Source organism: Streptomyces sp. GQ60, from assembly GCF_059758875.1.
The window spans coordinates 284823-299479 of record NZ_JCAXEG010000007.1; the positions used below are offsets into that span (position 1 = coordinate 284823).

The 14657-nt window shown below is 73.2% G+C and carries 16 protein-coding genes; 7 read left to right on the forward strand and 9 right to left on the reverse strand.

Translation table 11 applies throughout. The features are described from left to right. The first annotated feature begins 108 nt into the window (after positions 1–108). Positions 109–948, forward strand: a complete 840-nt coding sequence (locus AC6CKD_RS20110; protein WP_498328808.1) for a J domain-containing protein — start codon at positions 109–111, stop codon at positions 946–948. A 61-nt stretch (positions 949–1009) separates the two neighbouring features. Continuing rightward, positions 1010–1354, forward strand: coding sequence for a rhodanese-like domain-containing protein (locus AC6CKD_RS20115; protein ID WP_498328809.1), 345 nt, complete (start codon positions 1010–1012; stop codon positions 1352–1354). 21 nt (positions 1355–1375) lie between these two features. On the opposite strand, the gene AC6CKD_RS20120 is transcribed toward AC6CKD_RS20115, so the two are convergent. The 6 genes from AC6CKD_RS20120 to paaA form a co-directional block, all read right to left on the reverse strand. Then, complete coding sequence (locus AC6CKD_RS20120; RefSeq protein WP_498328810.1) at positions 1376–2518, reverse strand: acyl-CoA dehydrogenase family protein; 1143 nt, start codon at positions 2516–2518, stop codon at positions 1376–1378. 122 nt (positions 2519–2640) lie between these two features. Next, complete coding sequence (locus AC6CKD_RS20125) at positions 2641–3813, reverse strand: 2Fe-2S iron-sulfur cluster-binding protein (RefSeq protein WP_498328811.1); 1173 nt, start codon at positions 3811–3813, stop codon at positions 2641–2643. Further along, complete coding sequence (gene paaD, locus AC6CKD_RS20130) at positions 3814–4290, reverse strand: 1,2-phenylacetyl-CoA epoxidase subunit PaaD (RefSeq protein ID WP_498328946.1); 477 nt, start codon at positions 4288–4290, stop codon at positions 3814–3816. Positions 4291–4358: 68 nt separating this feature from the next. Beyond that, entirely contained in the window at positions 4359–5105 is a 747-nt protein-coding gene (gene paaC, locus AC6CKD_RS20135) for a 1,2-phenylacetyl-CoA epoxidase subunit PaaC (RefSeq protein WP_498328812.1), read from the reverse strand. Then, entirely contained in the window at positions 5102–5386 is a 285-nt protein-coding gene (paaB, locus tag AC6CKD_RS20140) for a 1,2-phenylacetyl-CoA epoxidase subunit PaaB (RefSeq protein ID WP_243331024.1), read from the reverse strand. The genes paaC and paaB overlap by 4 nt, the downstream gene beginning before the upstream one ends. Beyond that, the gene (paaA, locus tag AC6CKD_RS20145; RefSeq protein WP_498328813.1) at positions 5383–6432 is read right to left on the reverse strand and encodes a 1,2-phenylacetyl-CoA epoxidase subunit PaaA; all 1050 of its coding nucleotides are present in this window, start codon (positions 6430–6432) and stop codon (positions 5383–5385) included. The genes paaB and paaA overlap by 4 nt, the downstream gene beginning before the upstream one ends. A 145-nt stretch (positions 6433–6577) precedes the next feature. On the opposite strand from paaA, the gene AC6CKD_RS20150 reads away from it, so the two are divergent. The 3 genes from AC6CKD_RS20150 to AC6CKD_RS20160 are packed head-to-tail and all read left to right on the forward strand — an operon-like array spanning position 6578 to position 9271. Next, entirely contained in the window at positions 6578–7285 is a 708-nt protein-coding gene (locus AC6CKD_RS20150) for a DUF5819 family protein (protein ID WP_498328814.1), read from the forward strand. After that, the gene (locus tag AC6CKD_RS20155; protein ID WP_498328815.1) at positions 7273–8478 is read left to right on the forward strand and encodes an HTTM domain-containing protein; all 1206 of its coding nucleotides are present in this window, start codon (positions 7273–7275) and stop codon (positions 8476–8478) included. The genes AC6CKD_RS20150 and AC6CKD_RS20155 overlap by 13 nt, the downstream gene beginning before the upstream one ends. 31 nt (positions 8479–8509) lie before the next feature. Further along, entirely contained in the window at positions 8510–9271 is a 762-nt protein-coding gene (locus tag AC6CKD_RS20160; protein ID WP_498328816.1) for a TrmH family RNA methyltransferase, read from the forward strand. Here the strand turns inward: AC6CKD_RS20160 and paaN are convergent. After that, positions 9268–10950, reverse strand: coding sequence for a phenylacetic acid degradation protein PaaN (paaN, locus tag AC6CKD_RS20165; protein WP_498328817.1), 1683 nt, complete (start codon positions 10948–10950; stop codon positions 9268–9270). The two genes, AC6CKD_RS20160 and paaN, sit on opposite strands and share 4 nt — an antisense overlap. A 157-nt stretch (positions 10951–11107) precedes the next feature. Between paaN and AC6CKD_RS20170 the strand changes: the two genes are divergently transcribed. Both AC6CKD_RS20170 and AC6CKD_RS20175 read left to right on the forward strand, forming a co-directional pair. Continuing rightward, positions 11108–12670 (forward strand): 3-hydroxyacyl-CoA dehydrogenase, encoded by a 1563-nt coding sequence (locus AC6CKD_RS20170; protein WP_498328818.1) that lies wholly within the window; start codon positions 11108–11110, stop codon positions 12668–12670. Beyond that, positions 12667–13254: a TetR/AcrR family transcriptional regulator gene (locus AC6CKD_RS20175; protein WP_498328819.1), complete on the forward strand. Its 588-nt coding sequence runs from the start codon at positions 12667–12669 to the stop codon at positions 13252–13254. Before AC6CKD_RS20170 ends, AC6CKD_RS20175 begins: the two co-directional genes overlap by 4 nt. Before the next feature lie 78 nt (positions 13255–13332). Here the strand turns inward: AC6CKD_RS20175 and AC6CKD_RS20180 are convergent, their stop codons facing one another. Beyond that, positions 13333–13968 (reverse strand): DinB family protein, encoded by a 636-nt coding sequence (locus AC6CKD_RS20180; RefSeq protein ID WP_498328820.1) that lies wholly within the window; start codon positions 13966–13968, stop codon positions 13333–13335. A gap of 85 nt (positions 13969–14053) precedes the next feature. Further along, positions 14054–14626, reverse strand: a complete 573-nt coding sequence (locus AC6CKD_RS20185) for an Lrp/AsnC family transcriptional regulator (protein WP_498328821.1) — start codon at positions 14624–14626, stop codon at positions 14054–14056. Positions 14627–14657 lie beyond the last annotated feature (31 nt).

Sequence of the window (14657 nt, forward strand, 5' to 3'; positions counted from 1 at the left end):
GGCTGGGGTCCGCGTGCGGGGCGTCCGAGCCGGGGGCGGGATGCTTCACGTGAAACCGGTGGATGTTTCACGTGAAACACCCGGGCGTCGGGGCCTTAGGCTGGCCGGGTGAGCGAGCAGACTGTTCCCGAAGCGTCCGAGCCCGGCTCCGGCCCCGGCCCCGCTGCCGACGAGCGGCCCGAGGCGCGCCTGGAGCGCGCCGTGCGGGCGGCCGAGCAGGCACTGATCGAGTTCGAGATCGCGGTGGAGACCTTCCGGGTGGAGGTGGAGAACTTCTCCCGCCTCCACCACCAGAAGCTCGGACCCATGTACTCGCGCCTCGACGAGCTGGACGCCCTGATCGCCGAGGCGAAGGCAGCGAGCACCGGTGATCCGGAGGACCTGCGCCGTGCGCGCGAGGCCCGCTCGCTGGTGATGCCCATGCCCGGGGTCGACGAGCTGTTCCACGACTGGATGGACTCGGACGGGATGTCCGACGACGCCTCCTCGATGCTCACCGACCGGGCGGTTCGGCCGCCGGAGCGGGTGCGCCCGCCGGAGGAGGTGCGCCGCCTCTACCGCGAGCTGGTCCGCCAGGCGCACCCCGACCTCGCCCAGGACGAGGCCGAGCGCGAGCGGCGCGACGAGTTCATCGCGCGGGTCAACGCGGCGTACGGGCGCGGCGAGGAGCAGCTCCTGCGCGAGCTGGCCCAGGAGTGGGCGGAGGGCCCGGCGCCGGCCGCCGTGCGGCTGAGCGAGAGCGAGGAGCTGTACGAGCGCCTGGAGTGGCTCTCGCGCCGCAAGGAGCTGCTGTCGGTGGTGGCCCGGGAGCTGGAGGACAGCGCGATCGGGTCGATGCTGCGGATGGCCCCGGAGGACCCGGACCGGCTGCTGGAGGAGATCGCGGAGCAGCTCCTCGCCGATGTCGCGAAGCGCGAGGCGGAACTGGCGGCACTGATCGCTCCGTGAGCCGCGGAAGGCCCGTCGGATAGGTTGGCTCACCTATCCGTGACGAGAGAAGGCGACAGCTATGAACTTCGGACCGCTTCCCTCGGTGGACGCCGCCGCGCTGCCCTCCGAAGCCTTTGTCCTCGACGTTCGCGAGAACGACGAATGGGCGGCCGGCCATGCCGAGGGTGCGCTGCACATCCCGATGAGCGAGTTCGTGGCGCGCATCGGTGAGCTGACCGAGAAGATCGAGGACGACAGCCCGGTCTACGTGATGTGCCGGGTCGGCGGACGCTCCGCCCAGGTGGCCCAGTACCTGCGGGGGCAGGACATCGACGCCGTGAACGTGTCCGGCGGCATGCAGGACTGGGAGGCCGCGGGCCGCCCGGTCGTCACCGACGCGGGCGCCCCGGGCTTCGTCGTCTGAGACGGCTGCCCCCGTCCGCGGCTAGGCGAGGGGGTGGGCGGCCAGCAGGTCGCCCAGGGCCTCCTCGTGGGCCGCGGCCGGGCCGAGCTGGAGCTCCAGCTGTTTGGCCCAGGCGTGGTAGCGGTGCAGCGGGTAGTCGGTGTCGGCGCCGAAGCCGCCGTGCAGGTGCTGTGCGGTCTGCACGACACGGCGTACGCCCTCGGAGGCCCAGATCTTGGCCACGGCCACGTCTCCGGCGCTCGGCAGCGGCCCGCCCGCTCCGCCCGTGGAGGCGTCGAGCCGCCAGGCGGCCTGCCAGAGGGTGACCTCCATGGCGCGCAGGTCGATGTAGCGGTCGGCGGCCTGGACGGCGACGGCCTGGAAGCTGGCCACCGGGAAGCCGAACTGCTCGCGCTTGCTCGTGTACTGGCTGGTCATGGCGAGCACGTTCTCGCCGAGGCCGAGCGCGAGCGCGCAGGTCCCGGTGGCCAGGAGCTGGCGCAGGTGGTCCCAGGCGCCGGGCGCCTCGATCAGGTGCGCGGCCGGGACCCGTACGCCGTCGAGGGTGAGCTCGGCCAGCCGCTCCCCGCTGGTGGAGTACTGCTCCGCGAGGGACAGGCCCCCGGCGCCGCGGGGGACGAACGCGAGGACCCCCTCGCCCTCCCCGGTGTGGGCCGGTACGGCGATCCAGTCGGCGCTGTGCCCCCACGCGACGGCCGTCTGGAGCCCCTCCAGGACCCAGGTGTCCCCGTCCCGCCGTGCGGTGACGGCCAGCTCGGCCGGGTCGTGGCCGGTGCGGCCGTGCGCGGCGACGGTGAGGACGAGGCCGCCGTGTCCGGCGCCGGGCAGCAGGGCGCCGGCCAGCTCGGGGCTGCCGTGTGCCTGGACGGCCATGGCGGTGGCGCAGTGCTCCAGCAGCGGCACCCGGGCCAGTACCCTCGCCGCCTCGCGCAGGACCAGGCACAGGGCGATGGCGTCGAGTCCGGAGCCGCCGTGCTCCTCGGTGAGGACCAGGCTCAGCAGGTCGGAGTCGGCGAGCTTCGCCCACAGCTCGCGGTCGAACTCCTCGGCCACCGCCCGCGGGGTGAGTGCGGGGCTGGGCACGCTGTCGGGGGCCACGTCCGCGAACACGGCCTTGGCCGCCTCGACGGCGGCCTGCTGCTCCTCGGTGAAGGTGAAGTCCACTGCCTGTCCTCCCGCGTGCCCGGATCGCGCTCTGCCTGACGGTGCGTCAAGATAGAACACGTTCCTAAAAAAGCACAGCTCTAGCGGCAGGAGCTCATGGGGCGGGGCTCATGGGGCGGGGCTCAGCGGTCGAAGTCGATCTCCACGTCCTCCGACACCGGGTGCGACTGGCAGGCCAGTACGAACCCGGCCTCCGTCTCCTGCTCCTCCAGCGCGAAATTGCGGTCCATCCGCACCTCGCCCGATACGACGAAGGCCCGGCAGGTGCCGCACACCCCGCCCTTGCAGGCGTACGGGGCGTCCGCGCGGGCCCGGAGCACCGCGTCGAGCAGGGACTCTCCGTCGCGCACCGGCCAGGTGCCCGAACGGCCGTCGAGCCGGGCCGTGACCCGGCCGCGGGTGGCGTCGGCCGAGGCCGGGCGCGCGGGCGGGGCGGTGTCTTCGACGTGGAAGACCTCCTCGTGGACCCGGGTGCGGAGGACACCGAGCGCGCCCAGCGCCTTCTCCGCTCCCGTCACCAGGCCGTACGGCCCGCACAGGAACCAGCCCGTCACCTCCGCGACCGGCAGCAGGGCGGGCAGCAGCTCCGTCAGCCGCTCCTCGCCGAGCCGGCCCGAGGGCAGCCCGGCCTCCTGCTCCTCCCGGGACAGCACGGTGACGAGCTGGAACCGGTCGGGATAGCGGTCCTTGAGGTCGGCGACCTCCTCCAGGAACATCGTCGAGGCCGCGCTGCGGTCGCTGCGCACCAGGCAGAACCGGGCGTCGGGGCGGGCGGCGAGGAGGGTGGCGGCGATCGACAGCACCGGGGTGATGCCGCTGCCGCCGACGATCGCGGCGTAGTGCGCGGCGGCCGGAGCAGCCGCGGGGTCCAGGATGAACCGGCCGGCCGGGACCATCACGTCCAGGACGTCCCCGGAGGCGATCTCCTTGTGGGCGAAGGAGGAGAACTCCCCGCCCTCCACCAGCCGCACCCCGACCCGCAGCGAGGCGGGACCGGGCCCGTCCGCGGCCGGGGCGGGGGAGCAGATCGAGTACGTACGCCGGACCTCCGCGGTGCCGGCCGGGCCGCCGGAACCGCCGCGGCGCAGGGTGAGGTGCTGGCCGGGGGCGTGCCGGTATTCGGCGCGCAGCTCCGGCGGGACGGCCAGGGTCAGGGCGACGGAGTCCTCGGTGAGCCGGTCGACCGCCGTCACCGTCAGGGTGTGGAACGCGCCGTGGCGCGCGGGGCGCGCCGACGCGGTGGCCGCCTGGCCTGCGGGCGCCACCGGCGTGGGCGACGGCGGTGACACGGCCATCTAGAGCTCCTTGAAGTGGTCGAACGGTTCGCGGCAGGCGGTGCAGCGGCGCAGCGCCTTGCATGCGGTGGAGGAGAACCGGCTGAGCAGCTCGGTGTCGGTCGATCCGCAGTTCGGGCAGCGGACGGACAGGGTGAGCGGAACCGGTCCGCCGGCGGCGTGCGGCCGCGGCGGGGCGATGCCGAACTCCGCCAGCTTGCGGCGGCCTTCGGCGCTGATGTCGTCGGTGGACCAGGCGGGGGCCAGCACGGTCCGCACCCGGACTTCCGGTATGCCGTGGTCGATCAGGACCCGCTCGATGTCGGCGGACATGGCCTCGATGGCCGGGCAGCCGGTGTAGGTGGGGGTCAGGGTGACCTCCACGTGGCCGTCCTCGTGCATCCGCACCCCGCGCATCACGCCCAGCTCGGCGAGGGTGAGCACGGGCAGTTCGGGGTCGGGGACGGAGCCGGCCAGCGCGGCCAGCTCCACCTCCAGCCGGGTCGGCTCGGTGCCGGCGCCGGTGCCGGCACTCGCGTCCGCACCGGCGCCGGCACGGGTGCCGGTCACCACGATGCCCCCGGGTGGCTGCGGTGCAGGTGCTGCATCTCGGCGAGCAGGCGGCCGAACGACTCGGTGTGCAGTCCCTGCCGGCCGGCGCCCGCGGCCCAGGCGCCCTGCCGCGGCCCCTGGGGCAACTCCAGCCCGGCCCGCTCCAGTACGCCGCCCAGCGCGGCCAGCCAACGGCCTTCCAGGGCGGCCCAGTCGATCTCTTCGAGCCCGTCCACCGGACGGAACATCTCCCCGGTGTACTTCCACAGCCCGTCCAGGCCGGCCCGCATCCGGCGCCGGCTCTCCTCGGTCCCGTCGCCGAGCCGCAGCGTCCACTGCTCGGCGTGGTCGCGGTGGTAGGCGGTCTCCTTGACCGCCTTGGCGGCGAGCGGCGCGAACGGGCCGTCGCCGCGCGCGAGTTCGCCGTAGAGCTCGTGCTGGTAGAGCGAGAAGTAGAGCTGGCGCGCGATGGTGTGGGCGAAGTCGCCGTTCGGCTGCTCGACCAGCTGGAGGTTGCGGAAGGACCGCTCCTCGCGGAGGTAGGCCAGCTCGTCCTCGTCGCCGGCCGTCGACAGCAGGATGCGGGCCTGGCCGAGCAGGTCGAGGGCGATGTTGGCGAGCGCGACCTCCTCCTCCAGGACGGGCGCGTGGCCCGCCCACTCGGCGAGGCGGTGCGACAGGATCAGCGCGTCGTCGCCGAGGGCCAGGGCCGCCGCCACGGCGGCCGTCCCGGATTCGGTGCTCGTCTCGGTGCTCGTCACAGGTGCTGCACCCCCTCGGGGATCTCGTAGAAGGTGGGGTGCCGGTACGGCTTGTCGGCGGACGGGGCGAAGAACGGGTCCCGCTCGTCCGGGGAGGAGGCGGTGATCTCCGTGGAGGGCACCACCCAGATGGAGATGCCCTCGCCGCGCCGGGTGTAGAGATCGCGGGCGTTGCGCAGGGCCATCTCCGCGTCGGGGGCGTGCAGGCTGCCCGCGTGCGTGTGCGAGAGGCCGCGCCGCGAGCGGACGAACACCTCCCACAGGGGCCAGTTCTGCGTCATACCCGAGCCTCGCTTCCGTTTGCCGCCGCGGCCGCTGTGGCCGCCGCCTGCTTCTCCGCATACGCCGCGGCCGCGTCGCGCACCCAGGCGCCTTCCTCGTGCGCCGCGCGGCGCTGTCCGATCCGCTCTTCGTTGCACGGGCCGTTGCCCTTGAGCACCTCCCAGAACTCCGCCCAGTCGATGGCTCCGAAGTCGTGGTGCCCGCGCTCCTCGTTCCACTTCAGGTCCGGGTCGGGCAGGGTCAGCCCCAGCGACTCGGCCTGCGGGACGGCGATGTCCACGAAGCGCTGGCGCAGGTCGTCGTTGGTGTGGCGCTTGATGCGCCAGGCCATCGACTGCGCCGAGTGCCCCGACTCGGCGTCGGGCGGGCCGAACATCATCAGGGACGGCCACCACCAGCGGTCGACGGCGTCCTGCGCCATCGCGTGCTGGGCCTCGGTGCCCCGGGAGAGGGCGAGGAGCAGCTCGTACCCCTGGCGCTGGTGGAAGGACTCCTCCTTGCAGATCCGGACCATGGCCCGCGCGTACGGCCCGTAGGAGCAGCGGCAGATCGGGACCTGGTTGGTGATCGCCGCGCCGTCCACGAGCCAGCCGATCGCGCCGACGTCGGCCCAGGTCAGCGTGGGGTAGTTGAAGATCGAGGAGTACTTCTGCTTCCCGGCGTGGAGCTTGTCGAGGAGCTCGTCCCGGCTGGTGCCCAGCGTCTCGGCGGCGCTGTACAGGTACAGGCCGTGGCCGGCCTCGTCCTGGACCTTCGCCATCAGGATCGCCTTGCGGCGCAGTGAGGGCGCTCGGGTGATCCAGTTCGCCTCGGGCTGCATGCCGATGATCTCGGAATGGGCGTGCTGGGCCATTTGGCGGACCAGGGTGGCGCGGTACTCGTCGGGCATCCAGTCGCGCGGCTCCACCCGCTCGTCGGCCGCCACGGCCGCGTCGAACGCCGCCGCGAGCTGCGCGCCGAGGTCGGCGGTCACGCCGATCCCCGCGTCGCCTCCCGCGTCCCGCCCCCCGGTCCCCGATGTCACTGCCGGGGTCACTGCCACCATCACGGCCCCCTGTCAGAGGTCTTTTCCCGCCTCGTCCCGCCCGACCGACCGATCGTTCGGTTCATGCTCTTCAATGGTGGGACGAGGGCCCGTAGGGTGTCAACCTCTGTGGTCAACCCTGTGGACACCGGATGATCGGGGCGGGATGGATTCGAACGAGCGCGAGCCCGTGGAAGGTGAGGCTCCGCCCCTCCCCAGGGCGCCCGGAATCGCCGGCCTGACCACCCCCTACCGGGTCGTCACGGCCCTCGCGCTCGGTGCGGTGGCGGTGGCCGCCTGCTGCCACCTGGCCCTCGTCTTCCTGCACGTGGCCCCGTCCAACACGGTCAGCAAGCGGCACGCGGGGGTGATCGACGGCTGGATCTACCCCGAATTCGAACAGAACTGGAAGCTCTTCGCCCCCAACCCGCTCCAGCAGAACATCGCCGTGGAGGTGCGCGCGGAAGTGCGGACGGGCGACGGCCTGCTGGTGACGGGCGACTGGCGGGGGCTCTCCGCCGAGGACGGCGCGGCCATCCGGCACAGCCTGCTGCCGAGCCACACCGAGCAGAACGAGCTCCGCCGGGCCTGGGACTTCTTCACCACCTCGCACGACGAGGACAACAAGTCCACCGGCGAGCGCGGCGAACTCTCCGAGCAGTACCTGCGCCGGATCGCCCTGGACCGGCTGGACCCGCGCACCCCGGCCGATGCGTCGGCGGGCGAGGACGGCCGGCCCGGCCGCGTCGCGGAGGGCCGCATCGTACGGATCCAGCTGCGCGGGGCGACGACGGAGGTCCCCGCGCCCGCGTGGTCCGACGAGAAGGCCGACACCCAGACGTACTACCGGGAGCTGCCGTGGTGGACGGTGTGAGGGGCCCCGGTGCGAAGGGGCTAAATGCCTCCGCCGGCCGGGCGCTGGCCCGGGTCAGCGGGCAGGCGCTGGGGCCGTACCAGAGCGCGGTGGTCCGCATCGGCTTCGCCGGCACCTGGCTGTTCTTCCTGCTGCGGGAGTTCCCCCACCGCCACGAGCTGTACGGGCCGGACGGACCGTGGAGCTGGGAGCTGGCGCGCCGGCTGATCGACACGAACCGCGCGTTCACGGTGCTGATGTGGTCGGACTCGGCGCTCTGGTTCGAGATCGTCTACGCCGTGGCCGTGCTGTCGTCCGCCCTGCTGGTGCTGGGCTGGCGCACCCGGGCGACGTCCGTGGTGTTCGCGGTCGGCGTGCTGTCCCTGCAGAACCGCAGCGTCTTCATGGGCGACGGCGGGGACAACGTCATCCACCTGATGGCGATCTACCTCGTCCTGACCCGCTGCGCGCAGGTCTGGTCGCTGGACGCCCGCCGCGCCCGCCGCCTCGGCACGGCGTCGGCCGGCCGGGCGGGGCCGGTGCTGTGGGGCGTGCTCGGCGCGGTGTTCGCGTACGGGGCCGTGACCGGGGGGTTCAGCACCGGCTGGCTGGTGGTCTTCGCGGCCCTGTGGGTGCTCGCCGCGCTGTGGTGGATGGTCGACCGCTACGAGCCGGAGGGCGAGGGGCGGGCGGTCCTCGACGTCCTGGCCAACCTGCTGCACAACGCCGGGATGCTGGTGATCATGGCGGAGGTCTGCCTGATCTACGCGACGGCCGGCTGGTACAAGATCCAGGGTTCGCGGTGGCAGGACGGCACGGCGCTGTACTACCCGCTGAACCTGGACTACTTCACCCCGTGGCCCGGCGTCTCGGCCTTCCTCGCGAGCAGCGGCACGCTGGTCATGCTGCTGTCCTACGGGACGGTCGCGGTCCAGGTGGCCTTCCCGTTCACGCTGTTCAACCGGCGGATCAAGAACGTGCTGCTGGCGCTGATGATGCTGGAGCACGCCGGGATCGCGGTGCTGCTGGGCCTGCCGTTCTTCTCGCTGGCGATGATCGCCGCCGACGCGGTGTTCCTGCCGACCGGGTTCCTGGTCTGGCTCGGCGCGCGGGTCGCCGCGCGGCGGTTCCGGGGAGGGCGGCCCGGTCCGGACCCGACTCCGGAGCCGTACGCGGAAGCGGAGCCGGCGCTCCCCAGCCCGGTGCCGCGCTGACGGTCGGCCCGGGGGCCGTAGGGTCGGCGGTATGAGTGAGCACGGGGACGCCGGGGATGCCGAACGGGAGTGGCGGGAAGGGGTCGAGCGGGACGACCTCGTCCTCCTCGACGGGTTCCACGCGCTGAAGCACGCCCTGCGCTTCGGGGCGGACGTCCGGCTGGTCGTCGCCGAGGACCCGGACGCCGTACGCGGCCTCGCGCGCGAGCTGGCGCAGGACGTGGAGGCGGACGTCGCCCGGCTGGTGCGGCGGGCCCCGCTCAAGGGGCTGCTGGCGCGGGTGCACCCCACCGGGGTGGCGGCGCTCGCGGTCCGGCCCGACCGGAACGAGGGGCGGGCCCGGCTCGACGCACGGCCCAGGACGGCCCCGATCGTGCTCCTCGACAACCCCCGCAACCTGGGCAACGTCGGCGCCGTCGTCCGGCTCGCCGCCGGCTTCGGCGCCACCGGCGTGGTCACCCGGGGCGATCTGGACCCCTGGCACCCCAACGTGGTCCGGGCCGGCGCGGGCCTGCACTACGCCACCACCGTGGACCGGGTGGAGCTCGGCACGCTGCCGCCCGGCCCGCTGTACGCCCTCGACCCGGAGGGCGAGGACATCCGCGCCCTCACCCTCCCGGACGAGGCCCTGCTCGCCTTCGGCTCCGAACGCCACGGCATCTCGCCCGAGCTGCGCGCCCGCGCCGATCACCTGGTGTCCCTGCCGATGCGGCCGCAGGTCTCCAGCTACAACCTGGCCACCAGCGTGGCCATGACCCTCTTCCACTGGGGCGGGCCGAAAGAGACGGCCTAGCCCTGGCGGCGGACCTCCACCACGCGGAAGCGGTTGGACACGAACGCCCCGTCGCACAGCGCGGCGTTCGCCGCCGGGTTGCCGCCGGAACCGTGGAAGTCGGAGAAGGCCGCGGTCTGGTTCACATAGACCCCGCCCGTCAGGTTCAGCGAGAGCTGCGCCGACTCCTCCAGGCAGACCTCCTCGATGGCCCGCTCGGTGTCCGCGGACGTGGTGTACGCCCCGACCGTCATGGCGCCCTTCTCGCGGACGGTGCGCCGCAGCAGTTCGAGGGCGTCCGCCGTGGAGTCGACCGCCACCGCGAAGGAGACCGGGCCGAAGCACTCCGACAGGTACGGGGCGGAGTCGTCGGGCTTGGCCGAGTCCAGCTTCACCATCACCGGGGTGCGCACGACCGCGCCCGGGAAGTCCGGGTTCGCCACCTCGCGCGAGGCCAGTGCGACCTCGCCGAGCCCGGCCGCGGCCTCCAGGCGGGCCTTGACGTCCGGGTTGACCAGCGCGCCGAGCAGGGCGTTGGCCCGCGCGTCGTCGCCGAGCAGGCCGCCGACCGCGCCCGCGAGGTCGGAGACGACCTCGTCGTAGGACTTGTGCCCGGCGTCCGTCTCGATGCCGTCGCGCGGAATCAGCAGGTTCTGCGGGGTGGTGCACATCTGGCCGCTGTACAGGGACAGGGAGAAGGCCAGGTTGGAGAGCATCCCCTTGTAGTTGTCGGTGGAGTCCAGGACGACGGTGTTGACGCCGGCCTTCTCCGTGTAGACCTGCGCCTGGCGGGCGTTGGTCTCCAGCCACTCGCCGAACTCGGTGGAGCCGGTGTAGTCGATGACCTTGATCTCGGGGCGGACGGCGAGCTCCTTGGCGATGCCCTCGCCCGGACGCTCCACGGCCAGCGCGACCAGGTTCGGGTCGAAGCCGGCGTCGCCGAGGACCTCGCGGGCCACCTGGACGGTCAGCGCCAGCGGGAGCACGGCGCGCGGGTGCGGCTTGACCAGCACCGGGTTGCCCGTGGCCAGGGAGGCGAAGATGCCCGGGTAGCCGTTCCAGGTGGGGAAGGTGTTGCAGCCGATCATCAGGGAGATGCCGCGCGGGACGGCCGTGAAGGTCTTGCCGAGCTCCAGCGGGTCCTTCTTGCCCTGCGGCTTCGACCAGTCGGCCTGCCCCGGGACGCGGGTCTGCTCCTCGTAGGCGTAGGCGATCGCCTCCAGGCCGCGGTCCTGTGCGTGCGGGCCGCCCGCCTGGAACGCCATCATGAAGGCCTGGCCGCTGGTGTGCATGACCGCGTGGGCGAACTCGTGCGTCCGCGCCGAGATGCGGGCCAGGATCTCGATGCAGACCAGGGCGCGCGCCTCGGGTCCGGCATCCCGCCAGGCACCCATGCCGGCCCGCATCGCGGGCAGCAGCACCTCCGGGTCCACGTGCGGGTACTCGACGCCGAGCTCCACGCCGTACGGGGAGGTCTCCGCGCCCGTCCAGCCGTCGGTGCCGGGCTGCCCGAGGTCGAGCCGGGTGCCGCGCAGCGCCTCGAAGGCGGCGAGGCCGTCGGCGGGTGCGGTGTCCCCGTACGCCTTGGGGTGCTCGGGGTGCGGGGACCAGTAGGCGCGGCTGCGGATCGTGGCCAGCGCCTGGTCCAGGGTGGGCCGGTGCTTGGCGGACAGCTGGGGGACGGTGAGCTCGGCGGCCATCAGGGACCAACTCCTCTTTGAGCCGGGCGGGATCAGGCGATCGGGGCAGGCAAGAAGGGATGAACAAGAGCAGACTGGAGTTAGAGTAACCGAACGATCGGTCGGGACAAGAGGGCCCGGCAGACCTGTGGACAAGTCGGTGCGGGAGGATCTGGGCATGACAGCAATCGAGCGGTCCCGCACAGTGGCGGTCGTCGGCGCCGGCACCATGGGGCAGGGCATCGCCCAAGTCGCCCTTCTCGCAGGTCACCGCGTGCTGATCTACGACATCAACGCCGTGCTCGCCGCCGACGCGGTCGGATTCGTCCAGGACCGCGTCGAGCGGATGGCCGCCAAGGGCCGGCTGGACCGCGCCGAGGCCGAGGACGCGATCGGCCGGATCGCGTCGGCGGCCGAGCTGCCGGAGCTGGCCGGAGCCGCCCTCGTGGTGGAGGCGGTCGTCGAGGACGTCACCGTCAAGCGGGCCCTGTTCGCGGCCCTCGAAGAGGTGGTTTCACCGGAGGCGCTGCTCGCCACCAACACCTCCTCGCTCTCGGTCACCGAGCTCGCCGCCGGCCTCGCGCACCCCGGGCGCTTCCTGGGCCTGCACTTCTTCAACCCGGCTCCGCTGCTCCCGCTGGTCGAGGTGGTCTCCGGGTTCGCGACGGACCCGGGCGCCGCCAACCGCGCGTACGCCACCGTCCTGGGCTGGGGGAAGACGCCGGTGCGCTGCGCCGACACTCCGGGCTTCATCGTGAACCGGATCGCCCGGCCCTTCTACGCCGAGGCCTTCGCGGTGTACGAGGAGCAGGGCGCCGACCCGGCCACCATCGACGCCGTGCTCCGCGAGAGCGGCGGCTTCAAGATGGGTCCCTTCGCGCTGACCGACCTGATCGGCCAGGACGTCAACGAGGCCGTCACCCGCTCGGTGTGGGAGTCCTTCTTCCGCAGCCCCAAGTTCACCCCCTCCCTCGCGCAGCGCCGGCTGGTCCAGTCGGGCCGCCTCGGCCGCAAGTCGGGCCACGGCTGGTACCCGTACGGCCCGGACGCGAAGGCCCCGGCCCCGCACACGGCCGGCCCCGAGGACGCGCCCGCGAAGGTGACCGTCGTCGGTGACCTCGGACCGGCGGCCGGCCTCCTCGACCTCCTGGCGGAGGCCGGGATCGCGGTCACCGCCGTCGAGCACGGGGGCCCGTACATCCAGCTCCCGGGCGAGGGGCAGCTCGTGCTCGCCGACGGCAAGACGGCGATCGAGTTCGCCGACGTCGTCTACTTCGACCTCGCCTTCGACTACCGGGGCGCCACCCGGATCGCGCTCTCCGTCAGCGAGGACACGAGCGAGCGGACGCTGTCGGAGGCCGTCGGCCTGTTCCAGAAGCTGGGCAAGAAGGTCTCCGTCATCGGCGACGTCCCCGGCATGATCGTCGCCCGGACGGTCGCGATGCTGATCGACCTCACCGCAGACGCCGTCGCGCGCGGGGTGGCGGGAGCCGAGGACATCGACACCGCGATGCGGCTCGGCGTCAACTACCCGGCGGGTCCGTCCGAATGGCACGAGCGGCTCGGCCGCGACTGGGCGTACGACCTGCTGCACCACCTCGACGAGCGCTGTCCCGGAGGCCGGTACGCGCCGTCGCTGGCGCTGTACAAGCTGGGCTACGCGGCGGACGAAGACGGGGGCGCGGACGAGGACGGCGCGGACGAAGACGGCGCCGGCGACGAGGCGGGGGACACCGAATGACCACGGCCAAGCGGGACACGTACACGCCCGAGACCCTCCTGTCCGTCGCCGTCCAGGTCTTCAACGAGCGAGGCTACGACGGCACCTCGATGGAGCACCTCTCCAAGGCCGCCGGCATCTCGAAGTCCTCGATCTACCACCACGTCGCCGGCAAGGAGGAGCTGCTCCACCGCGCCGTCAGCCGGGCCCTGGACGAGCTCTTCACGGTCCTGGCGGAGCCGGGGGCGATACGGGGCCGCGCGGTCGAACGCGTCGAGTACGTCACGCGCCGCACGGTCGAGGTCCTCGTCTCGGAGCTCCCCTACGTGACCCTGCTGCTGCGGGTCCGGGGCAACACCCGCACCGAGCGCTGGGCCCTGGAGCGCCGCCGCGAGTTCGACCACCAGGTCGCGGAGCTGCTGAAGGCCGCCGCCGCCGAGGGCGACCTGCGGGCGGACGTGGACATCCGTCTCGCGACCAGGCTGCTCTTCGGCATGGTCAACTCCCTGGTCGAGTGGTACCGCCCGCACCCGGGCACGACCCCCGACCAGCTCGCGGACGCGGTCGTCAGCATGGCCCTGGACGGCCTGCGCACGCAGCGCTGAGGGGCGCCCGGCCCACCGCCTCGCCCCGGCCCGGCCGTCGTCTCAGCGCGGCCCGCGGTCACAGCGCGCCCCGCCGTCTCAGCCCGCCCCGCCGTCTCGGCGCGGCCGGGCGCGGTACAGGTCGCGGAGCAGCGCGATCTCGGCCCCGTGGTGCAGCAGTTCCTGGTTGACCCACCACACGACGTCGACGAACACGTCCTCCGGGTCGCTGCCGTGGGGGTAGCTGGAGTACCCGACCGTGTCCAGCGCTGCGTCGTCCACGCCGAGCAGTGCCCCGCGCCAGGCCGCCGCGGCCGCGTCGAAGGCGGCGACCGCCTCCGCGGCACTACCCGGAACCGGGTGGACCTCCCGGGTCAGGGAGCGGCTGCCGGCCACGTGGTCGGCGCGCAGGGCGATCATCTCGCCGAGGTGGCTGAGCCGCCACGCGATCGTGGTGACCGGCGGCGGCCAGGGGTGCGGGTAGGCCGCGGCGTCGCGCCCCCAGGGGCCGGCACCGGCCAGCAGCGTCGCGCGCGGCCCCGGACCGGCCGGCCGGCCGCGCACCGACCAGCAGTCCGGGACGGGCTCCCAGAAGTACTCCTCGTCGGTCATCGGGCCGACCTCGGTGTCCGAGCCGTCGCCGCTGTCCATGACGGGGCCCGCCATCCGGGCGGTGAGGCGCTCGCGGGCGAAGTCGAACTGCTCGAGCAGGGGTGCGAGGCGGGGCGGGATCACGGGGACTCTCCGGTGCTGGACGGCAGGGGTTCCGGGGGCGTGCCCGCCCCCGGCGGAAGGGCTGGGCGGCCCTGCGGGGTGGACCTCAGTCCTCGGTGATCGTGGGGCCCGCGCTCGGGTCGCGGGCCAGCAGATCCGTTTCTTCGAAGACCAGCAGGGTGCGCGTGGACAGGACCTCCGGGATGGACTGGAGGCGGGTCAGGACCAGCTCGCGCAGGGTGCGGTTGTCCGGGGTGTGGACCAGGAGCAGGACGTCGAAATCGCCGCTGACCAGGGCGATGTGGGCGGCGCCGGGGAGCTCGCGGAGCTGTTCGCGGACCGTGCGCCAGGAGTTCTGGACGATCTTCAGGGTGATGTAGGCGGAGGCGCCCTGACCTGCTCGTTCGTGATTGACCCGGGCGGTGAACCCCCGGATCACCCCGTCGTCGATGAGCCGGTTGATCCGGGCGTAGGCATTGGCCCGGGACACGTGGACCTGCTCGGCGACGGAACGTATGGAGGCCCGGCCGTCCGCCTGGAGCAGCCGCACGATCGACCGGTCGATCGGGTCCAGCGGGCGGGGCGGCGGCGCCGGGCCGGGGGATACCGGCGGTACGGGCGCGCCCCCGAGTGCGCCCCCCGCTCCGGAACCCGCTCCGGCCATTTGTTCATCCGTCATCGCCCGATGCCTGCCTCTCCTGGACGTCCTG

What these genes read in the sequence shown, in the direction of transcription:
- AC6CKD_RS20115 (WP_498328809.1), top strand. Translation starts at nt 1,010, where the DNA reads ATGAACTTCGGACCGCTTCCCTCGGTGGACGCCGCCGCGCTGCCCTCC.
- AC6CKD_RS20125 (WP_498328811.1), bottom strand. Translation starts at nt 3,813, where the DNA reads ATGGCCGTGTCACCGCCGTCGCCCACGCCGGTGGCGCCCGCAGGCCAG.
- paaB (WP_243331024.1), bottom strand. Translation starts at nt 5,386, where the DNA reads ATGACGCAGAACTGGCCCCTGTGGGAGGTGTTCGTCCGCTCGCGGCGC.
- paaA (WP_498328813.1), bottom strand. Translation starts at nt 6,432, where the DNA reads ATGGTGGCAGTGACCCCGGCAGTGACATCGGGGACCGGGGGGCGGGAC.
- AC6CKD_RS20150 (WP_498328814.1), top strand. Translation starts at nt 6,578, where the DNA reads ATGGATTCGAACGAGCGCGAGCCCGTGGAAGGTGAGGCTCCGCCCCTC.
- AC6CKD_RS20160 (WP_498328816.1), top strand. Translation starts at nt 8,510, where the DNA reads ATGAGTGAGCACGGGGACGCCGGGGATGCCGAACGGGAGTGGCGGGAA.
- paaN (WP_498328817.1), bottom strand. Translation starts at nt 10,950, where the DNA reads ATGGCCGCCGAGCTCACCGTCCCCCAGCTGTCCGCCAAGCACCGGCCC.
- AC6CKD_RS20170 (WP_498328818.1), top strand. Translation starts at nt 11,108, where the DNA reads ATGACAGCAATCGAGCGGTCCCGCACAGTGGCGGTCGTCGGCGCCGGC.
- AC6CKD_RS20175 (WP_498328819.1), top strand. Translation starts at nt 12,667, where the DNA reads ATGACCACGGCCAAGCGGGACACGTACACGCCCGAGACCCTCCTGTCC.
- AC6CKD_RS20185 (WP_498328821.1), bottom strand. Translation starts at nt 14,626, where the DNA reads ATGACGGATGAACAAATGGCCGGAGCGGGTTCCGGAGCGGGGGGCGCA.